Source organism: Roseimicrobium sp. ORNL1 (assembly GCF_011044495.1).
Taxonomy (GTDB): domain Bacteria; phylum Verrucomicrobiota; class Verrucomicrobiia; order Verrucomicrobiales; family Verrucomicrobiaceae; genus Roseimicrobium.
The window spans coordinates 657,255-676,489 of the sequence record NZ_CP049143.1; the positions used below are offsets into that span (position 1 = coordinate 657,255).

Below are 19,235 nucleotides of genomic sequence, written 5' to 3' on the forward strand. Positions count from 1 at the left end.
ACGATGAAACATGGGATGCATACCCTGCGTCAAGCATGGGGATGTGTGCTCGCACCCTACTTATTGTCATCACCTTTGCCCTATCCTTCCTGATCGCCGTACGCTCTGCGGAGGCCCAGTCGCCCAACATCATCTACATCCTCGCAGATGACCTCGGTCGTGGCGATTTGGGTTGCTACGGGCAGAAGACTCTGACAACACCGAATATCGATCGCCTGGCAGGGGAGGGGATGAAGTTCACCCGCCACTATGCCGGCAGCACGGTTTGTGCTCCTTCGCGCTGCGTGCTCATGACCGGCCTGCACACCGGGCATTGCCGTGTGCGGGGTAATGGGGAGGGCTTCGTTCCGGACCCCGACCTCACGGTACCCAAGGTCTTGCAGCAGGCAGGTTATCGCACGGCGTGCATCGGCAAGTTTGGCCTGGGCAAGCCACTGCCACTGGACGATCCGAAGGCCAAGGGCTTCGACTATTTCTTTGGCTACGTAGGCACCAGCCATGCGCACAATTTCTACACCGAGGCCCTGGTGCGGAATGGCCAGGTCGTGCCCCTGCAGAACAAGACGATTCCCGGCAGTGGTAAAAATGCCGCTGACTACAAGGACAGCGAACTCGTGGGCACAGGGGTCGCCACTCCGGAGGGCAGGAAGGAGTGGGCGCCGCAGCTCTTCTCCGATGACGTCCAGCGCTACCTCGATGAGCGAGGCAAGGAAAAGGAGCAGGGGAAACCGTTCTTCCTCTACTACGCGCTCAACATCCCCCACACGAACAATGAGGCTGCCAAGGACTCACCCCTTGGGCACGGCATGGAGGGGCCTGGCTATGGCGAGTTCGCCGCCAAGGACTGGCCTGATGCGGAGAAGGGCTTTGCTCAATTCATCCGCTTCCTCGACAACGAAGTGGGAGCGATTCTCGCGAAGCTCAAAGCGCAGGGGCTGGATGAGAATACCATCGTCATGTTCGCCAGTGACAACGGCCCGCACCAGGAAGGCGGTCACAAGTCGGACTTCTTCAACAGCAACGGTGATCTCAACGGCATCAAGCGCGACCTGACGGATGGTGGCATCCGTGTTCCCTTTCTCGTGCGCTGGCCTGGAAAGGTGAAGGCGGGCAGCGTGAGTGACCACGTAAGCGGCTTTCAGGATCTGCTGCCGACGGTGACTGAACTGAGCGGCGCGAAGGCGGAAGCGCAGACGGATGGCATCTCCTTCGTACCCACCTTGCTCGGTAAGGACAGCGGCGAGCAGAAGCAGCATCCGTTTCTCTACTGGAACTTCGATGAGCAAGGCGGCAAGCGCGCCGTGCTGCAATGGCCGTGGAAGCTCATCCACCTGAATACCGGTGGCGCCCGTCCCAATGCCGCAGGCGCAGGGAAGAAGAATCAGAATCCCGGCAAACCCAAGCCGCTGGAGGTGCAACTCTACAATCTGGACACCGACGTGGGTGAGGAAAACAATGTGGCCAAAGACAACGCAGCCAAGGTGGCCGAGCTCGAGAAACTCATGCACGAAGCCTGGCGTGCCCCGGCTCTGTGAGATACTCACCCTGCCTGCGAATGCGGCTACGGCACGACCGTCACCGGCGTGCCCATGGGGGTGGCGTTGTAGAATTTTCTGGCCATGTGCCCGGGCAGGCGGATACAGCCGTGTGAGGCGGCATAGCCGGGCAGGTAGCCCTCGTGCATGCCCACCCCTCCGTAGATGCGCATGAAGTAGTTCATCTTTGCTCCCTCGAATCTCGCGCCCGGCGGTCGCGGGTGCTTGCGGTTGTCGACGTTCTGCACCACGACCCTGCCCCCCTGATCCTCGTAGTCGCCGTAGATGGAGGACTTGTGGTCGATGTCCTTCTCGATGATGCTGTAGCGTCCTGGGCGGGTGTCATACCCCTCGCGCCCGGAGGAAATGGGCGAGGCACCGGCGAGTTTGCCGCCCTTGTAGAAATAGACCATCTGATCCCCTAAATCGATCTTGATGGAGGGTTTTCCATACATCCCATCCGCCTCCCAGAAGGAGCCATCAGCGCGGAACACACTCGCCAGACGGGCTTGGAATTCCCGCATGTCCTGCACTTTCTGCTGGCCGTAGCGGAAGGCATTCTGTCTCCAGGCATCGGTCTGTCGACGAATGCTTTGCGTTTCCACGGTGGTGCAACTCGTTCCTAGCGTGCACAGCAGAGCCAGCAGGCAAAATGCAAAGACACGAAGGCGGAGGCGGACCTGAGACTGGGGGGCGGTACTCATGGCGGGCCTATTCAGCCCGACTGGCGGGGGCAATGCAACCCTTTTGGAGGTCATCGGCGACCTTTGGAGAATGGCCGGCGAAGGAACGATTCTTCGAAAGATGCCCTTGTGCCACACGTCGTTATGCAGTCCGCCGGGCCGGGGGAGGGTGTTTGATATATCCTTGCCTTGGACTGTCGGATTCTATTAATCTTGAATTTCATGGCGCGTCGCACCGCCTTCCTCCATGTCCTCCAGCACTATCGAATCCGCCGGTTCCTCCACGTCGTCCCGCACCCTTCGCAACGCAGTCATCCGGTTTGCCGGTAACTCGCAAGATGGCATCCAGTCCATCGGCGGTTTCCTGGCCCGTCTCGCCGGACGCACTGCCCAGGAGGTGATGACCTACATGACCATCCCCTCCACCATCAGCGGGGGGCCGTCCATCTTCCAGGTGCACATCGGCTCCGGCCAGGTGCTGACCTCGGGTGATGAGGCGGACGTGCTCGTGGCCTTTTACCAGCACAGCTATGATGGCCACATCAGCTCGCTGCGCGACGGTGGTATCTGTTTGTACGATAGCACGCCGACCTCCATGGAACGTGATGCGGTGGTGAACCTGAAGCACGAGCGTGGCATCAAGCACATCGGCATTCCCTTCACCTCCGCCACCGTGGAAGCCGTGGGTGGATCCCCCCGTGACCGTGGCAAGAACATGTTTGTGATGGGCCTCATCTGCGCCGTCTTCAACCTGGACCGCGACAAGCTGGTGGGCATCATCGCCCGCCAGTTCGGCAAGAAGGATGAGCAGGTGCTGCGCAATGCCATGCTGGCCTTCGACGCCGGATACGCCTACCAGGTGGGCGACCTCGACAGGTTCTTCTTCGAGCACGGTGAAGCGGAAGCGGGACACCGCATCAGCACGGATGGCAACCAGATGCTGACCCTCGGCCTGCTGGCCGCTGGGGTGCGTTATGGTGCAGCATACCCTATCACACCATGGTCGACCATCATGGAGACGCTTCGCACGGAGCTGCCGAAGTATGGCGGCATCTATGTGCAGGCGGAAGATGAACTGGCCGCCGTGAGCCTGACCATTGGCGCCGCCTTCGCGGGGCACCTCGCGGTGACGGGAAGCTCCGGCCCCGGTCTCTCGCTGAAGATGGAAGCGCTCAGCTACGCCAGCATGGCGGAACTGCCGCTCATCGTGATCAACGTACAGCGCGGTGGTCCCTCCACCGGTCTGCCCACCAGCGTGGAGCAGAGCGACCTCATGCAGGCCATCTACGGCAGCCATGGCGACTGCCCGCGCATCGTGCTCGCCCCGCAGGATGTGGAAGACTGCTTCTACATTGCACTGGAGGCCGGCAAGCTGGCTCGTAAGTATTCCTGCCCGGTCATCATTCTCAGCGACCAGGCCCTGAGCAGCCGCATTGAGGCCTTCCATGAGCCGGATGTGGACATGCACTGGGTGGAGCCCACGCTGAATCTCACGCCCAAGGATGCCGAGTTCAAACCGTACCCGCTGGAGCGCACGACACACCACGCGGCCCCCGGCACGAAAATGCTCGGTGGGAAGTATCCCGTGGTCACCGGCCTGGAGCATGACGAGTGGGGGCACCCCAGCGGCAGCCCGAAGATGCACAGCGCCATGACCAACAAGCGCCGTCGCAAGTTGCTGGACGCCGCCGCGGAAATCGCCGCGCCGAAGGTGCACGGCGACCTCGAGGGCGATGTCCTCCTCGTGGGCTGGGGCAGCACCTATGGTCCCCTCCGCGAGAGCACCGATCGCCTGCGTGCGGAAGGGTACAAGGCCGGTCACCTGCACCTGCGCCACATCCATCCGCTGCCGAATGGCATCCAGCCCGTGCTGAACCACTACAAACACATCGTCGTGGTGGAGATGAATGATTATGGCGCCTACGGCTACGGCCAGCTTGCCATGCTGCTGCGCGCCCGTTTCTGCAACCCGGCCATCCGCTCGGTGTGCAAGACGGACGGCCTCGCCTTCCGCATCAAGGACATCGTCACCGGTGTGGAAAAACACCTCGCCGGCGTGGATTGATTTTCCGTCGCCCCGTCTCGCACCGCATCTGTCGATTTTTCGCTCCTCTTTAGTCTCACCCTTTCCTCACCTGCCATGTCCAACGAGTCCAACGTGCTCACCACCGCACCAGCAGACGCCACTTCCACGCCAGCACCCGCACCCGTGCCCGCCGCTCCCGTGGCGGACAAGCTGACGAAGAAGGCCCTCACCGCCGACCATCCCACCTGGTGCCCCGGCTGCGGCGACTTCGCCGTGCTGAACATCTTCTACCGTGTGCTGGAGAAGCTCCAGTACCCGCATGAGAACATTGTGTGCGTCGCAGGCATCGGCTGCTCCAGCCGCTTCCCGTACTTCATGAACACGCACGGCATCCACTTCATCCATGGCCGTGCGTTGCCGCTCGCCACGGGTGTGAGCCTCAGCCGTCCGGATGTGCATGTGTTCGTCTTCGGTGGCGACGGCGATGGCTTTTCCATCGGTGGCAACCACCTGAACCACGCTGCGCGCAAGAACGTGAAGTTGACCTACATCATCATGGACAACTTCGTGTACGGCCTCACGAAGAAGCAGACGAGCCCCACCTCGCCCATCGGCTTCAAGTCGAAGACCGACCCGACCGGCTCCATCGACCGCCCCATCAACCCCATGCGCCAGCTTCTCGCCAGCGGCGCCACCTTCATTGCCCGCACGCACGCGGCACAGGTGAAGCACATGGAAGCGATTTTCGAGCGCGCCATCAAGCATGACGGTTTCAGTGTCGTCGAGTGCCTGAGCGAGTGCGTGATGTTCTACGCCAGTGCTTTCGATGACTCCACTCCGCGCAAGGGCGGTGTGTTCGAGACCATTGATGAAACACAGCACGATGTCACTGACGAGAGCGCGGCCTTCAAGATGGCGGAGAATCTCGCGCCCGGAAAATTCGGCGTGTACTACCAGGTGAATCGCCCCACGAAGAATGCCCTTGAGCAGAAGTGGATCGATGACACCCAGTCCAAGATGAACGGGATGACTCCGAAGGATGTGATGAAGAAGAGGCTGGAGTCGATGCGGTAGCCCTGCGAGGATGGTTCATAGATGAACATCGACCAGGCAGCCATGGTAACGGAATGCATTGAGGCCTTCCTGAACCTTGTGCTGCCTGCGCTCTTGATGCTTCATCCTGCCGTCGCGAAGCGGATTCCCAGGATTTTCCTGCGGCTGTGTTTCTCCGTCTGGTTCTGCTGGATGGTGATCATCATCTTTCATCTCTTCATTGAGATTCCCGTGAACCGGGCATTCGATGAAGAGTACCAGCTCGATCCGGAAAGCCGCTCGCGTCGAGTGGACCACTCGCTGACGATTGCGGCTGGCTGGGCAATTCCTCTTGTCGTGTGCGCCATCACTTTGGTTTCTCGCTGGACATGGGTAACGCTACGCCGTCATATGGTCGGGCATGCGCGTCCACACCCTTGATCTCCACTTCCAAGGCCAGACCGAAATCATCGCGGCCTACCTGATTGATACGGGCAAGGAACTCGCGCTCATCGAAACCGGACCGGGCTCCACATTGCCGACCCTGCTGGAAGGAATCCGCGCACTGGGTTTCGCTCCAGAAGCGGTGAAGCATGTCTTCGTCACCCACATTCACCTCGACCACTCGGGTGCTGCGGGCTGGTGGGCGCAGCAGGGTGCCACGGTGTACGCGCACCCGAAAGCGGTGCCGCATCTTGTGGATCCGTCCAAGCTGATTGAGAGCGCCCAGCGCATCTACCAGGACCGCATGCAGACGCTCTGGGGCGACATCCTGCCCGCGCCCGCCGAGCGTGTGGTGACGCTGAAGGACGGAGACACCGTGAAGCTTGGCAAGACCATCATCACTGCCATCGACACCCCCGGCCATGCGCGGCACCACCACGCCTATGCCATCGGTGACGTGTGCTTCACCGGAGATGTCGCCGGCATGAAGTTGCCGCACAGCAGCTACGTCAGCGTGACCGCTGCCCCTCCGCAGTTCGACCCGGTGGCCTACGGTGACTCCCTCCAGCGCCTGCACGCCGCGAACTTTTCCAAGCTGTACCTCACCCACTTCGGCGAAGTCACGGATGTGGCCGGCCATCTCTCGCGCTATGCCGCCCGTGTGGAGCAATGCTACGAGTGTATTGCAGACCTCCTCGCCCAAGGCCTCAAAGGCGATGCTCTCCACGAGGCCTACGGCAAGGCCGAGCGCGCTATTGCCATTAAAGCCGGTGTCAGCGACGCCGACTGGGACAAATACGAAGGCGCCAACAACACCGCCATGTGCGCGGACGGCATTGCGCTCTTCTGCGAGAAGTCCCCCAAGTAAAAGCCTCTCCCCCGGCTCCACCACGGAGGACCTCCTTTGCGTTTTTTGCGTTCTTTTGCGGCCATTCCTTCCGGGTTTTCCCGGATTCCCGCCCCCTGACCGCGAAGGAACTCGCGGACTACGTTGGCTTCGCCCACGGTTGACTCCCGGTCACCCCGCCCCCATCTTGCCGACCCTCTGCCGGGTGCCATGAACATTCTCGACGACCTCAAATTCCGCGGCCTCATCGCTGATTACACCGGCGTGCCTGAGTCGCGCACGGATATCCTCCCCTTGCCGGAGCGCCTGGCGTCCAAGCCCATCACTCTGTATTGCGGATTTGACCCCACCGCTGACTCCCTGCACGTGGGTCACATCGTGCCCCTGCTGGCACTGCGCCGTTTCCAGAAGGCGGGGCACCACCCCATCGCGGTGGCAGGTGGGGCGACGGGCTCTATTGGCGACCCCAGCGGGAAGTCTGCGGAGCGGTCCCTTCTGACCAAGGAGCAGATCCAGGCGAATGTGGACGCGGTGCGCCCGCAACTCGCCAAACTGCTCGACTTCGAGACCAAGACAAATCCGGCCCGCCTCATGGACAACGCGGACTGGTTCGGCCCCATCACCTACCTCGATTTCCTGCGGGACGTGGGCAAGCATTTCACCGTCAACCAGATGGTGGCCAAGGAGAGCGTGCGTGCCCGCATGGAGGACCGCGACGTGGGCATCAGCTACACCGAGTTCAGCTACATGCTGCTCCAGTCCTACGACTACTACCACCTGGCGAAGGAGTGCGACTGCGAACTCCAGATCGGCGGCTCCGACCAGTGGGGAAACATCACCACGGGCATCGACCTCGTGCGCAAGAAGCTCGGGCGCCATGCTTATGGCCTGACCCTTCCGCTCATCACGAAGTCGGACGGCACCAAGTTCGGCAAGACCGAGGGTGGCGCCATCTGGCTCGACCCGAAGCGCACCAGCGTCTACAAGTTCTACCAGTTCTGGATCAACACGGATGACCGCGACGTGGTGAAGTACCTGAAGTTCTTCACCTTCCTGCCGCATGATGAGATCACGGACCTGGAACAGTCTCATGTGGACAACCCCGGTGGACGTCGCGCGCATCAGGCGCTGGCGCAGTCCATCACCACGCTGATCCATGGCGATACTGCCGCGAACGATGCGATCCGCGCGAGCGAGATCCTCTTCGGCGGCTCGGTCGATGGTATCTCGGAGTCCACGCTGGATATCTTGAGCGAGGAAGTCCCCACGGCGAAACTCACGGCGGACCAGCTCGGCGGTGAAGGCTTGACCTTGGTGGATGCGCTGGTGGCTGCCGGACTCTCCACGAGCAAGGGACAGGCCCGCAAGGACATCGAAGCCGGCGGGGTGTATCTCAACGGCGAGCGCGCCGCGTCCGCCACGCAAAAGGTGACCAAGGACTCGACGCTGCACGGACGCTACCTCATGCTGCGCAAGGGCAAGCGTAACTACGCGCTGCTCACCCTCTAGTCTGCATGAGCGAGTCCACTCCCAAGCCCAAGCGCATCGGATTCCTCAGGCCTGCCCGTCTCACCAACGGGTACACGGCTGCCACGCGCTTCGCTGCGCATCACGCCGGACGCATCGATGGCATGGATGCTTTCACGCCGGTGCCCTTCGCTTCGCACGCGGAAGTCATCGCGGCGCAGGCGAGGGGAGACATCGATTTCGGGGTCATTGCCATCGAGAACACCCTCGATGGCATCATCGTGGAGTGTGTGAAGGATCTGGAGCGCCTCTTCGAGGGGAACCAGACGCGTCGCACGTGGGTGGTGTGGGAGGAGCTTCTGCCCATCCAGCATTTCCTCATGACCCAGAGCGGCACGCTCGATGGTGTGGAGGCGATTCGCAGCCACCACAGCGCCGTGCGCCAGTGCTCGAAGGTATTGCAACGTCTCAAGGACCACCTGAACATCCGCGTGGAACAGGCGGAGAGTACGGGAGCTGCGACCGTGGAAGCCGCGAATGATCCCACCATCGGTGCCATCGCCTCCCGTGAAGCGCTGGATGTGTACAGCGATCGCCTGAGGGCCGTGGATCTCGCGGTGCTGGAGCGCGACCACCAGCTTGGCCTGGAGCAGACGGAGCGTCTCTCGGACTATGCCAATGGCTTCACCCGCTTCTGGATTCTGGGTGATGAGCGCCACTTGAAGGAGCTGGGCACGGCAAAGCTCAATGGTGCGGAGCACACGCTGAACAAGACCTGCTTTCTGTTCAACCTGCCCAATGAAACGGGCACCTTGCACGAGGCGCTGGGCATCATCCGTCAGCAGAATATTTTCCTCTCCATCATCTATCCCTTCCCGCGGGTGGAGCGTGATTTCGAATACATGTTCTTCGTGGAGGTGGAGGGTCACATCCATGATGAAGCAGTGCGCGCCGTGCTGGAGGGCATCAATGCCACCTACCCACAGCGACCGGACAGCCCACCCTCGTGTGTGTGGCTGGGTTCCTTCCCGAACACCGAGCTGCTGAAGCAACACCCGGAGCATCAGCGCGCCTTCCGCGATCGTTATTATCCCAAGGAGATGAAGTGGGGCGATTAAGCTGAATCCCCACGCTCTCCGCTCTAGCCAGTCAGTCATCCATGTCCTTTGTCGATACGTTCAATGTCCTGCCCGAGCAGAAGTCACCCCTGCTCCGCAAACTGCTGGCATTGCTGGAACCCAAGACGCCCAAGCAACTTGAAGCCATGGCCGCTGAGGCGGCGGCGCTCACGCGGTCGTACTTTGGCAAGACCATGCGGCTCTTCGCCCCGCTTTACCTCTCCAATGAGTGCGTGAACAATTGCGCCTACTGCGGCTTCTCGCGGGACAATCCCATCTTCCGTGTCACGCTGAATGTGGATCAGGTGATCAAGGAAGCGAAGCACCTGGAGGCTCAAGGCTTCCGGCACATCCTACTGGTAGCGGGTGAGCATCCCAAGTTTGTTTCGAACGGCTACCTTGAGGAATGCATTCGCGCCATCAAGCCCTTCATCCCCACCGTGGGCATTGAGGTCGGTCCCATGGAGCAGCCGGAGTACGAACGCATGGTGCACGCAGGCTCTGAAGGCCTCGTGGTGTATCAGGAAACGTACGACCGCGCTGCTTACAATGAATACCACACCGCCGGACCGAAGAAGGATTTCGACTGGCGTCTGGAGTGTCCCGAGCGCGGCTATCATGGAGGCTTCCGTCGCATCGGTCTCGGTGCTCTGCTGGGGCTCGCCGACTGGCGCACGGAGGCGCTCGGTCTCGCCGCCCATCTGGAGTACATGCAAAACCATGGATGGAAGGCCAGCTACACCATCGCCTTCCCACGCCTCCGTCCCGCGGCAGGCAGCTTTGAGCCGAAGTATCCTGTGGACGACGCGAAGTTCATCCAACTCCTCTGCGCCTTCCGTCTCTGCTTCCCGCAGGTGGGCATCGTGCTGAGCACGCGTGAGTCCCCTGCGCTGCGGGATGCGCTGCTGCCCATCTGCATCACCACCATGAGCGCAGGCAGCCACACCGAACCTGGTGGCTACACGGGTGAAGGCCGCGATGACTTGCACCTCACAGTGAAGGGGCGTCGTGTGGAGCTTCAGCAGAAGTCCTCCTGCGACGAGGCTACGGGCCAGTTCGACATTTCGGACCATCGCAGTCCGCAGGAAATCTCCGATCTCATCACCCGCCGTGGTTTCGACCCCGTGTGGAAGGATTGGGACGAGGCGATCCTGCAGGCGTGAAGAGGCCTGATTTTTTAGCCGCAAAGAAACGCAAAAGGCTCAAGAAGGTGAGCAGAGGGCGTGAGTCACGCCTCGTGATGCTCTTCCCTTTTTGAGCCTTTTGCGTCTTTTTGCGGCTACCCTCAGGCAGTTCGTTACTTCACCGTGATTTCGAGCGCGAGCTTGTTCGCGCCTTCCTTCACCTCATAGGTGAGGTCTTCGGTGGCATCGGGCGTGGCTTTCGTGGTGCTCATCACACCGGTGTTGCTTGCGTCTGCAATGTTGCTGAGGTTCGCCGTGCTGAAGGTCACCTTGAGTTTGTTCTTCCCGATGACTGCGCCGTCACGCTCGGGAAGCTGGAACTTGCCATTCATCAGTCGGGCGGAGGCGACGGGTGTGGCGGGATCTTCCGAGGTGAAGACCACCGTGCCCCAATTTCCTGGAGTGCCATTGATCTTTACGGTGCCTTCCACGGCGGCGCGTTTGGCGGGTTTCAGCCAACCGTTGTTGCGCAGCCAGTCGGTGAGGTGCTGGCTCCAGGTGGAGAGCACGGGATCGCCCAGGTGCAGGCCCACGCCGTGCGGTCCGCGCTGGTAGATGTGCATTTCCGCGGGGACCTTGTTCTTGCGCAGGGCGAGGTAGAACTGCACTGCATTCTCCGCGGGTACCACGGTGTCTTCATCGGTCTGGAAGATGAAGGTGGGGGGCGTGTTGGCCGACACATTGAGGTAGTTGCTCAAACCACGCGCGACCTCCTCATTGTCCTTTTGATCACCGAGCAGGTTGTTGCGTGAACCGCGATGCATGAAGTCATCCGACATGGAGATGACCGGGTAGCAGAGCATCAGGAAGTCTGGACGGGAGCTCTGCTTGTCGATGGGGTCCTTGGCATTCGGATCTCCGCTGTCGAAGAGCGTACCCACCGTGCTGGCCAGGTGACCGCCCGCGCTGAAGCCAATGAGGCCAAGGCGGTTCGCATCGATCTTGTACTTCTCCGCGTTTGCCCGCGCCCAGCGCACGGCACGCTTGGCATCATTCATCTCGATGGGATGGTGATAACCCTGCGAACCCAGCCGGTAGAAACAGACGAACGCCGTGACACCGAGCCGGTTGAAATACTGCGCGATCTGCTTGCCCTCGTGATCCGCCGCCAGCCCGCCATACCCACCACCCGGCAGCACCACCACGCCAGCACCACAGGAAGGAGCCGTGGGCAGGTACACGTCCACGCGCGGGGTATCCTCGGGACGTTCGCCTTTCGATCCAGGCGCGCCTTCCGGCCATAGTTTGATGGTTTCAGGCGCTGCGATCAGTGAACCTGCCGCGAACGAGATGGCGCAAGCTGCGATGAGGAGACGACGAAGAGGTGGGAGATGCATACGAGGTGTTGAACTGGGAAAAGAGAACCGTGGTCCCGCTTAGTACGAGGAGACACGAAGAACACGTGATGAAAGCACCTCATCATACGGCGACTCCGAGTAAGCTCCTCGCGACGTCTCGCGCACATACTTGAAAATTTCCCAGGCCGACGGCCCTTCCCCCGCCGCTCCCTGAGCCCCCAGGCGCGTGGCACCCGCCGCAATACGGTAGGGCGCCGCGTACATGAACTTCACCTCGAGCTGGAAATACGGGTCCAACCGGAATCTCTCCACGCCGGTAAGTGCTGAGTCGTCTCCCGGCCCATGCTCAGGCGTGATACGGCGCATTTTCGGGAAGGCGCGTTCCAGCTGCGCACGGGTCGCGCCTTTCCCCAGCACGCCGAGCGTCTGCTTGTAAGAGGCCTCGCGCTGGTTCACGTCCGCGTGACGTTGCGTGGAGGCGCAGGCCGTGAGGACAGCAGCAAGAGTCAGAAGGACGAGGGCACGCATGCCGCATCTCACCAAAACGCCCCGGCACTGGCAAGCCTGCCGCACAACATCTTCGCTTGGCAGGAGGGCCGGGAGCGCTAGCGTCGCGCGCATGAGCACCCTCCGCCTGTTCCCGGGAATTGGACTTCTCACGGCCGTCTTGTTGTTCACCCAATCTCCGGTGCTACGCGCCGCGGATGCCACGCTGGCGCTGGACCTCGGCAGCGGTGTGAAACTGGACCTCGTGCTCATCCCTACGGGCGGCTTCATGCAAGGCTCACCCGCAAGCGAACCGGAGCGCGGCGCAGACGAAGCCCAGCGTTTCGTCCATCTCTCCAAGGAGTACTACATCGGCAAGACCGCCGTGACGCGTGCCCAGTGGGAGCGCTTCGCTGCGGAAACGGGTTACCGCACCGAGGCAGAAAGCGGGCCGAGCGGTGGCTTTGGCTGGGATGGCAAAGCGCTCACGCAGCGAAAGGAATTCACCTGGCGGAATCCCGGCTTCCCCCAGGATGGCAGCCACCCGGTGACCATCATCACGTACCCGGACGCGGAAGCCTTCTGCAAATGGCTGACGAAGAAAACCGGTCGCAAGATCAGCCTGCCCACCGAGACCCAATGGGAATATGCCTGCCGTGCCGGCGCCACCACGGCATGGCACTCGGAGAGTGATGACCCTGCTGCCAGCAACGAGGTGGCCTGGCACAAAGGGAACGCCGGGAATGCCACGCACCCTGCAGCGTCCACGAAGGCAAACGGCTGGGGACTGCACATCGGCGGGAATGTGGCCGAATGGTGCCAGGACTGGTACGCGCCCTATGAAAATGGTCCGCTGACCGATCCCCTTCAAACCAATCAGAACCTCTCGGACAAACCACGCCGGGTGCTGCGTGGCGGCTCGTGGAATCGCGACGCGAAGAACACCCGCAGCGCCGCACGTTTCCGCGCCGACCCCCAGAGCCGCAATGCGGACATCGGCTTTCGCATCGTAGCTGCGACCGTGGTGACGCCGGTGGCTGCTCCAGCGTCGGACGCTCCTCTGCTGCCGCGTTCGCAACCGAGTGCCTCCACATCTCCCGATTCGAGTCCTGGCACGCCGTCTCCTTCGGCGCCAGATGGAGGTCATGCCGGCTCAGCCCCCGAGAAGCCCGGTACCTGGGTGGACGCCTTGATCGGCTTCGTCTGCTGCCTCGGTTTCCCCCTCGCGATTCTGGGTGGCCTGATCTATTTCATTGTGAAGAAGACCACTGCCAGCGCCAAGTCAGCGGCGGCGTACGGTGCCGCCGGCACCACTGCCAAGGCCATGGCCGATGCGCTGAGCAAACCCTCCGTGATGCGTGGCATGCCCAAGCTGCGCATTGTAGATGACGGCTTCTGGATGCTGCTCGATGTGCTGCCTAATACGGACATTGACTACCTCTTCCGCCCGAGGGGCGGCATGGAAGCTCGCGGTACAATAAGCTACCAGCCGGGACCTGAGGGGCACTTCGTCTATACGGGTGTGCGCCCGGAAAGCGTGCGCGTGGTCAGTGCCGGTGGTGTACCCATGGATGATGTGTTCACCGGAGGCTCTTCATCTTCGTCTCCAGACAACCGCCTGGATGATGACAATCGGCCTCCGCGCTATCCGTCGGCTTACTAGCCTTGCCTTGGATCAAGACTGCACCGCCGTCTTCTGTGATGCGCGCCCTGATTTTCGCCGCTGAACCACGCAGGCCGTGGCTTCTGGAGCGCACTCGACGAAGTCTGCGAGCTGCGGGATTCGAGCATATCTCGCAAGTGGATGGCAGTGCAGGCACGATGCCGCATGATGCGGGGGCTACGTTGCTGATTCGTGCCGGTGCGTGGCTGCGGCATCCGTTGAGGTTTGCACCGCCTCCGGCCAGTGGCACAGGCAAGCCTCTGGTGGCGTTTGGATTTCCTGCCGCAGGCCATCACCGCGAAGCCTGGCAGCCGTTCTTCCGGACGCATGGCGGTGATTTCTCCCATGCGCTGCAGCTTCCACCGTGCCTGTGCGAATGGTACGATGAGCATGCAGTCAGTGCAGGTCTCTTCGCGGAACGCATGGCCGGACTGGAGGGGCTGGCGCGTCCCGCTCCCTCGCGCACACAGCGCCTGATTCCCACCCGCTGGCGGCGCGTGCCACACCGGCTCATTCACTGGAGTGCTCTCGACTGCGGTCATAACGAGCATCTGCGCGCCCTCGAAGTCGTAACCAGCCTGCAGCACGGTGGCGCGGAACGCATCGCGTGGGAGCTGAATCGCCTGTTGCCACATCACGGAGTCTCATCACGCATGGTGATCTTGGGTTCACCTCTGCGTCAGGAGTTGCCGCGTCCTGCATCCTTGGTGGACCTGTCAGGATTGAATCGCGAACGTCGCGCTTCTGCCATGGAGACGGCGGCCTTGGACTTCGGCGCGGATGTCCTGCATGGGCACCTCATCGATGCGGAGGACACACGTCTTTTCTCAAAAGTCCTCCCGGTCGTGCTTACCATTCACAACGCGCGGCAGGCCTGGCCAGAAGGCACGCAAAGTCTACGCAAGGACGACTGCGCTCTGCTCATTGCCTGTGCCCAGATGGTCGAGCGCGAGTTGAAGGAAACGCTGCCACACCTGCGCACACGCACCGTGTGGAATGGCATTGACCCGCAGCGGTTCGCTGTTCGTGATGGAAAGGAGAACGGCAAGGCCACACACAAAACGCTCACCCTGGTATGCGTGGCGAATCCCAGGCACCAGAAGCGGCTCCACCTGCTGCCGGGCATCCTGAAGGCTACGCAAGAGGAACTCGCCCAGCGCGGTTTCGCCAGCAGAGTCAGGCTCATTCTCGCGGGTGAGGCCTCTTCACGCAGTCCTCAGGCGCTGGAGTGCATGGCCAAACTCGAGGAGGAGTCCCTCCGGCATGGTGTATCCGATGCCATCATCTTCACTCGCGGAGAACGCGCGGTGGAGGAGGTATTCACGGAAGGTGATGTGATGATTTCCTGCAGCGCCTATGAGGGCCTGAGTCTCGCCCACTTGGAAGGTCTCGCTGCAGGCCTCCCGTTGGTGACGACAGATGCCGGTGGCACGGCTGAACTGGCCTGGCGCAATCCGGCCGTGACACTGCTCCCTCTGGAAGCCGCCTCACAAGCATATGCCAAGGCTGCCGTAGATGCTTTCCTCCAACCCAAGAGTGGACGTGCCGGGATGGAGCGCGATTTTTCTGCTGCCGCGATGGCTCGACGCACCGCCAGTCTCCTGCATCGTGCAGCTTCCGGCAACCAGCGTGGAGATACAGTGTGGTTCATCACGAACAACCTCTCCACCGGAGGCGCACAGTCCTCACTCAAGCGCCTCACCGCGGCCTTCCACCGGCAGGGCATTTCTGTGCGGGTGGCGCTCCTTCAGGAGTATCCTGAGCACCCTACTCCCGGCAGGCTCGAGCTCCTGCGCGAAGGCGTGCCCGTGCATGTGCCACGTCCGGTGGGGAAGGTGGATACAGCCGAAGTCGTAGCCGACATCCTCGCGGAGATGAATGTCCATTCTCCGCACTGCGTGTGCTTCTGGAATGCCATCCCGGCGTGCAAACTCATGCTGGCCGATGCGCTGTGGCACACGCCCGTGTATGACGTGAGCCCGGGTGAGATGTACTACACCTCGCTGGAGCGTTGTTTCGAGAATCCGCCTGCGGCCTTGCCGTACCGCAGCGCAGAGGGGTACGGCTCCCGGCTCGCCAGGGTGGTGGTGAAATATGCGGCTGAGGCTCCGCGGGCATCTGCCATGCTTGGCACTCCTGTGAAGTCGATTCCGAATGGAATCACCTTCCCGCAGGTCCCCACACGCGACCGGGACCCATCCAAGCCTCTGCGCATCGGCACCGCCGCACGCCTGAGCCCTCAGAAGCGCATTGAGGATCTCATCGAAGCGTTTCGCGTGGCCCTTCCCGACCTGCCCTGCTGCGAACTGCTGATTGCAGGCGAAGCCGAAACCGGCAGCGAGACCTATGCAGATGCCTTGAAAGCCTCCACCACAGACCTGCCCGTGCGCTGGCTAGGAGAGCACCGCGACTTGGGTGACTTCCACGCCTCTCTGGACATCTTTGCCATGATTTCCGAGCCGGCGGGATGCCCGAATGCCTCCCTGGAGGCGATGGCCTCCGGCCTGCCGGTGGTCGCCACGGATGTGGGCGGTGCCTCCGAGCAGGTGCTCGATGGCGTCACGGGCCGCCTCGTTCCGCCCCGGAATGCCGCCGCTTTTGCCGCCGCGCTCGTGGAAGTTTCCCGGGACCTGGCCCTCTGCGCTTCCATGGGCCGCACCGCGCGCCTGCACGTGGAGCAGCACTTTTCCATGGACCGCATGGTGGCCGCCTACCGGGCCCTGCTGTGGGATGGACCGGGATCGCAAGTGGGTGAAAGCGCGCTTGCCGCAGGGGCGTTCCCTGTGTTCTCCTCGTTGCACCCATGAACCGCCGCCATTTCCTTTCCACTGCCGCCGCCACGCTCGGCGCCTCCGCTCTGCCCGCCCTCGAACCCATCAATCGCAAGGGGAAATCGCGCATGATGCTGGGCCTCGCCGCCTACTCCTTCCGCGACAACATGAAGTGGATGAAGGGCAAGGAGAACACCAAGCTGAAGGCTGGCGGTCCGGCCTGGGACATTCTCGACTTCATCGACTACTGCGCGGACCAGGGCTGCCCCGGCGCGGAGCTCACGAGCTACTTCTTCCCGCCGGATTGCGATGAGAAGTACCTGCTGGAAGTGAAGCGCCAAGCCTACCTGCGCGGCGTGAATATTACCGGTACCGCAGTGGGCAATACCTTCACCCACCCCAAGGGCGAAGCTCGCGACAAGGAAATCGCCTACGTGAAGGACTGGATCGAGAAGTCCACCATCATGGGCGCTCCGCACATCCGCGTCTTTGCCGGTACGGTGCAGAAAGGCAGCACGGTGGAAGAGGCCGAGAAGAACTGCCAGGAGTGCTACGACGAATGCCTCGCCTTCGCAGACAAGAAGGGCGTCTTCCTCGGACTGGAAAACCACGGCGGCATCGTCGCCGAGCCTGATCCTCTCATCCGCATGGTAAAAGCCGCGAAGAGCCCCTGGGCCGGCATCAACTTCGACAGTGGCAACTTCCATACCGAAGACCCGTACGGCGACATGGCGAAGATCGCGCCGTACGCCGTGAACGTGCAGCTGAAGACCAAAGTCACCCCGAAGGGAGCGAAGGAAGGCGAACCGAGCGACGTCCCCCGGGTGCTCAAGATCCTCAAGGATGCCAACTATCAAGGCTGGTTCACCCTTGAGTACGAAGACAAGGAAGATCCCTTTGTCGCCGTTCCCCGGATCCTGGCGGAATTGAAGCCGCTTCTCGGGTAAAAGGGCTCCCGCGTTGCCATTGAGCGTCCAAAAAGGCGCGTTCAGGGCTGTACCTATCGATCACTCTCATTCTCCCATGTCCACTACTCCCAAGCTGACCACGACCCACTGGTTGATCATCATCATCGCGAGCATCGGGTTCCTCTTTGATACCTATGAATTGCTGATGACACCGCTGGTGGCGGCTCCAGCGATTGCGGAGTTGCTGAAAATTCCGCAGAACAATCCCATCGTGACAGACTGGGTGGGCCGGCTGTTGTGGATTTCGGCACTGTGCGGTGGGGTTTTTGGACTTCTCGGCGGGTGGCTGGTCGACAGGTTCGGGCGCAAGAAGGTGATGGCTGCGAGTATCTTCCTCTACTCCTTCTCGCCTTTCGCAGCCGCATTCGCCACCTCGCTGCCGGTGTTCGTCTTCTTCAGAAGTACCACCTTCATCGGCGTGTGCGTGGAGTTTGTGGCAGCCATCACCTGGCTGGCGGAAGTCTTCCAGGATCGGAAACAGAGGGAGAAGTGGCTCGGCATCACCCAGGCATTCGCTTCGCTGGGTGGCGTGCTGGTCACGGCCATGAGCATGTGGATCAACAACCATGGTGCAAGCCTGCCTCACATGGGCCTGCCGCTGGGTCTTGGGGCGACGGATCCCTCTTCGTGGCGTTACCTCCTGATGACCGGCATCCTCCCGGCCATCCCCATTGCGCTGCTACTTCCCTTCGTGCCGGAATCCCAGGTGTGGAAGGACAAGCGCGCAGCGGGCACGCTCAAGCGTCCGAGCTTTGGTGCGTTGTTCGCGCCTGAGCTGCGCCGCGTGACTATTGTCACAGCCATCCTTTCCGCCTGCGCCTATGGCATCGCATTCGGCGCGTTGCAGGTCACGGTCGCGCGTGTCACCCCCGGCCTGCCGGAGTTGAAGGAACAATCGAAGCAACTGGCCCCTCTTCGCAAGGAAGCAGAGTCGCTCAATAATCAACTCAACGAAGTTCGTAAGACGGCCGCGGGCTCGCCGCAGGACAAGGAGCTTGTCGCCAAGATCAAAGCCAACTTTGCCCAGCAGAGACCCATCAATGATGTGGTGAAGAAGAAGGCGGACCAGGTGCAGTTCTACCAGGAGATGGGGGGATTGGCCGGCCGAATTCTTCTCGCGCTCCTCTTGATTTGGGGCATCAGCCGCGTCGCCCTTTTGAAGATCTTCCAGGTCCCCGCGCTGATTGTGCTGCCGGTGACCTACTTCGTGCTCTTCCACCAGGGTGGGCCGGCCTTCCTCTGGGCTTATGCTGTCTGCGGTCTTCTTACCGTCGCGCAGTTCAGCTATTTCGGAGAGTATCTGCCCAAGGTCTTCCCCCTGCACCTGCGCGGGACCGGGGGAAGTTTTGCCACGAACGTGGGTGGCCGCATGATTGGCACCAGCATGGCCTTCGTCACCACGAACCTTGTCGCGCCCATGCTGGCAGGCTCCGGCCCCATGCTGCCCATGCACGTGGCCAAGGCGGCGGGTATTGTCGCGGTGAGCATTGCGGTCATCAGCTTTGTGGTGGGCTTCTTCCTTCCGGAGCCGAAGAGCGAAGGCGCGGATTGATTGGCAGCCAGAGGAGAAGGCGGCTCCCCAGTCATTTCTGGGGAGCTCAACCCTTCAGATGGTGACATCCAGGGCAAGGGCTTCGTTCTGAATTGCCCGCGCGCTTCTTCGGGCCACCCCGTTGAAGGGGTATAGCCGTGAGGCTTTGTTCATTTCACATC

General features: G+C 61.6%; 15 protein-coding genes. 12 read left to right on the forward strand and 3 right to left on the reverse strand.

Annotation, left to right across the window (positions count from 1 at the left end):
* The first annotated feature begins 41 nt into the window (after window positions 1-41).
* Window positions 42-1,535 carry an arylsulfatase gene (locus G5S37_RS02630; protein WP_240914786.1) on the forward strand — a complete coding sequence of 498 codons (1,494 nt, stop codon included), beginning with the start codon at window positions 42-44 and terminating at the stop codon, window positions 1,533-1,535.
* A gap of 26 nt (window positions 1,536-1,561) precedes the next feature.
* On the opposite strand, the gene G5S37_RS32190 is transcribed toward G5S37_RS02630, so the two are convergent.
* Window positions 1,562-2,239, reverse strand: coding sequence for a L,D-transpeptidase family protein (locus tag G5S37_RS32190; RefSeq protein WP_206026281.1), 678 nt, complete (start codon window positions 2,237-2,239; stop codon window positions 1,562-1,564).
* A gap of 226 nt (window positions 2,240-2,465) precedes the next feature.
* Between G5S37_RS32190 and G5S37_RS02640 the strand changes: the two genes are divergently transcribed.
* The 7 genes from G5S37_RS02640 to thiH all read left to right on the forward strand — a co-directional run bounded on the left by G5S37_RS02640 (window position 2,466) and on the right by thiH (window position 10,315).
* Entirely contained in the window at window positions 2,466-4,283 is a 1,818-nt protein-coding gene (locus tag G5S37_RS02640) for a 2-oxoacid:acceptor oxidoreductase subunit alpha (RefSeq protein ID WP_165200511.1), read from the forward strand.
* 75 nt (window positions 4,284-4,358) lie between these two features.
* Window positions 4,359-5,318 (forward strand): thiamine pyrophosphate-dependent enzyme, encoded by a 960-nt coding sequence (locus G5S37_RS02645; protein ID WP_240914787.1) that lies wholly within the window; start codon window positions 4,359-4,361, stop codon window positions 5,316-5,318.
* Between the two features lie 21 nt (window positions 5,319-5,339).
* Window positions 5,340-5,717, forward strand: a complete 378-nt coding sequence (locus tag G5S37_RS02650; protein ID WP_165200514.1) for a hypothetical protein — start codon at window positions 5,340-5,342, stop codon at window positions 5,715-5,717.
* Window positions 5,698-6,588 (forward strand): MBL fold metallo-hydrolase, encoded by an 891-nt coding sequence (locus tag G5S37_RS02655; RefSeq protein WP_165200517.1) that lies wholly within the window; start codon window positions 5,698-5,700, stop codon window positions 6,586-6,588. Before G5S37_RS02650 ends, G5S37_RS02655 begins: the two co-directional genes overlap by 20 nt.
* 189 nt (window positions 6,589-6,777) lie before the next feature.
* A complete protein-coding gene (gene tyrS, locus G5S37_RS02660) occupies window positions 6,778-8,076 on the forward strand; it encodes a tyrosine--tRNA ligase (RefSeq protein WP_165200520.1) in 1,299 nt (432 codons plus the stop codon).
* A 5-nt stretch (window positions 8,077-8,081) separates the two neighbouring features.
* On the forward strand, window positions 8,082-9,152 hold the full coding sequence (locus G5S37_RS02665; RefSeq protein ID WP_165200523.1) for a prephenate dehydratase domain-containing protein: 1,071 nt from the start codon (window positions 8,082-8,084) through the stop codon (window positions 9,150-9,152).
* 41 nt (window positions 9,153-9,193) lie between these two features.
* On the forward strand, window positions 9,194-10,315 hold the full coding sequence (gene thiH / locus G5S37_RS02670; RefSeq protein WP_165200526.1) for a 2-iminoacetate synthase ThiH: 1,122 nt from the start codon (window positions 9,194-9,196) through the stop codon (window positions 10,313-10,315).
* Between the two features lie 134 nt (window positions 10,316-10,449).
* On the opposite strand, the gene G5S37_RS02675 is transcribed toward thiH, so the two are convergent.
* Window positions 10,450-11,673 (reverse strand): alpha/beta hydrolase, encoded by a 1,224-nt coding sequence (locus tag G5S37_RS02675; RefSeq protein ID WP_165200529.1) that lies wholly within the window; start codon window positions 11,671-11,673, stop codon window positions 10,450-10,452.
* Window positions 11,674-11,712: 39 nt separating this feature from the next.
* Window positions 11,713-12,162 (reverse strand): hypothetical protein, encoded by a 450-nt coding sequence (locus G5S37_RS02680; protein WP_165200532.1) that lies wholly within the window; start codon window positions 12,160-12,162, stop codon window positions 11,713-11,715.
* A gap of 91 nt (window positions 12,163-12,253) precedes the next feature.
* On the opposite strand from G5S37_RS02680, the gene G5S37_RS02685 reads away from it, so the two are divergent.
* The 4 genes from G5S37_RS02685 to G5S37_RS02700 all read left to right on the forward strand — a co-directional run bounded on the left by G5S37_RS02685 (window position 12,254) and on the right by G5S37_RS02700 (window position 19,074).
* Complete coding sequence (locus tag G5S37_RS02685; protein ID WP_165200535.1) at window positions 12,254-13,783, forward strand: SUMF1/EgtB/PvdO family nonheme iron enzyme; 1,530 nt, start codon at window positions 12,254-12,256, stop codon at window positions 13,781-13,783.
* A gap of 38 nt (window positions 13,784-13,821) precedes the next feature.
* On the forward strand, window positions 13,822-16,590 hold the full coding sequence (locus tag G5S37_RS02690) for a glycosyltransferase family 4 protein (protein WP_165200538.1): 2,769 nt from the start codon (window positions 13,822-13,824) through the stop codon (window positions 16,588-16,590).
* Window positions 16,587-17,501 carry a sugar phosphate isomerase/epimerase family protein gene (locus G5S37_RS02695; RefSeq protein WP_165200541.1) on the forward strand — a complete coding sequence of 305 codons (915 nt, stop codon included), beginning with the start codon at window positions 16,587-16,589 and terminating at the stop codon, window positions 17,499-17,501. Before G5S37_RS02690 ends, G5S37_RS02695 begins: the two co-directional genes overlap by 4 nt.
* A 76-nt stretch (window positions 17,502-17,577) precedes the next feature.
* Window positions 17,578-19,074, forward strand: a complete 1,497-nt coding sequence (locus G5S37_RS02700) for an MFS transporter (RefSeq protein WP_165200544.1) — start codon at window positions 17,578-17,580, stop codon at window positions 19,072-19,074.
* Window positions 19,075-19,235: the final 161 nt, after the last annotated feature.

Excerpts from the sequence above, each read along its gene's own strand:
- G5S37_RS32190 (WP_206026281.1), bottom strand. The coding sequence starts at position 2,239 with ATGAGTACCGCCCCCCAGTCTCAGGTCCGCCTCCGCCTTCGTGTCTTT.
- tyrS (WP_165200520.1), top strand. The coding sequence starts at position 6,778 with ATGAACATTCTCGACGACCTCAAATTCCGCGGCCTCATCGCTGATTAC.
- G5S37_RS02665 (WP_165200523.1), top strand. The coding sequence starts at position 8,082 with ATGAGCGAGTCCACTCCCAAGCCCAAGCGCATCGGATTCCTCAGGCCT.
- G5S37_RS02655 (WP_165200517.1), top strand. The coding sequence starts at position 5,698 with ATGCGCGTCCACACCCTTGATCTCCACTTCCAAGGCCAGACCGAAATC.
- G5S37_RS02700 (WP_165200544.1), top strand. The coding sequence starts at position 17,578 with ATGTCCACTACTCCCAAGCTGACCACGACCCACTGGTTGATCATCATC.
- G5S37_RS02650 (WP_165200514.1), top strand. The coding sequence starts at position 5,340 with ATGAACATCGACCAGGCAGCCATGGTAACGGAATGCATTGAGGCCTTC.
- G5S37_RS02680 (WP_165200532.1), bottom strand. The coding sequence starts at position 12,162 with ATGCGTGCCCTCGTCCTTCTGACTCTTGCTGCTGTCCTCACGGCCTGC.
- G5S37_RS02685 (WP_165200535.1), top strand. The coding sequence starts at position 12,254 with ATGAGCACCCTCCGCCTGTTCCCGGGAATTGGACTTCTCACGGCCGTC.
- G5S37_RS02690 (WP_165200538.1), top strand. The coding sequence starts at position 13,822 with ATGCGCGCCCTGATTTTCGCCGCTGAACCACGCAGGCCGTGGCTTCTG.
- G5S37_RS02645 (WP_240914787.1), top strand. The coding sequence starts at position 4,359 with ATGTCCAACGAGTCCAACGTGCTCACCACCGCACCAGCAGACGCCACT.
- G5S37_RS02640 (WP_165200511.1), top strand. The coding sequence starts at position 2,466 with ATGTCCTCCAGCACTATCGAATCCGCCGGTTCCTCCACGTCGTCCCGC.
- G5S37_RS02695 (WP_165200541.1), top strand. The coding sequence starts at position 16,587 with ATGAACCGCCGCCATTTCCTTTCCACTGCCGCCGCCACGCTCGGCGCC.
- thiH (WP_165200526.1), top strand. The coding sequence starts at position 9,194 with ATGTCCTTTGTCGATACGTTCAATGTCCTGCCCGAGCAGAAGTCACCC.
- G5S37_RS02630 (WP_240914786.1), top strand. The coding sequence starts at position 42 with ATGTGTGCTCGCACCCTACTTATTGTCATCACCTTTGCCCTATCCTTC.
- G5S37_RS02675 (WP_165200529.1), bottom strand. The coding sequence starts at position 11,673 with ATGCATCTCCCACCTCTTCGTCGTCTCCTCATCGCAGCTTGCGCCATC.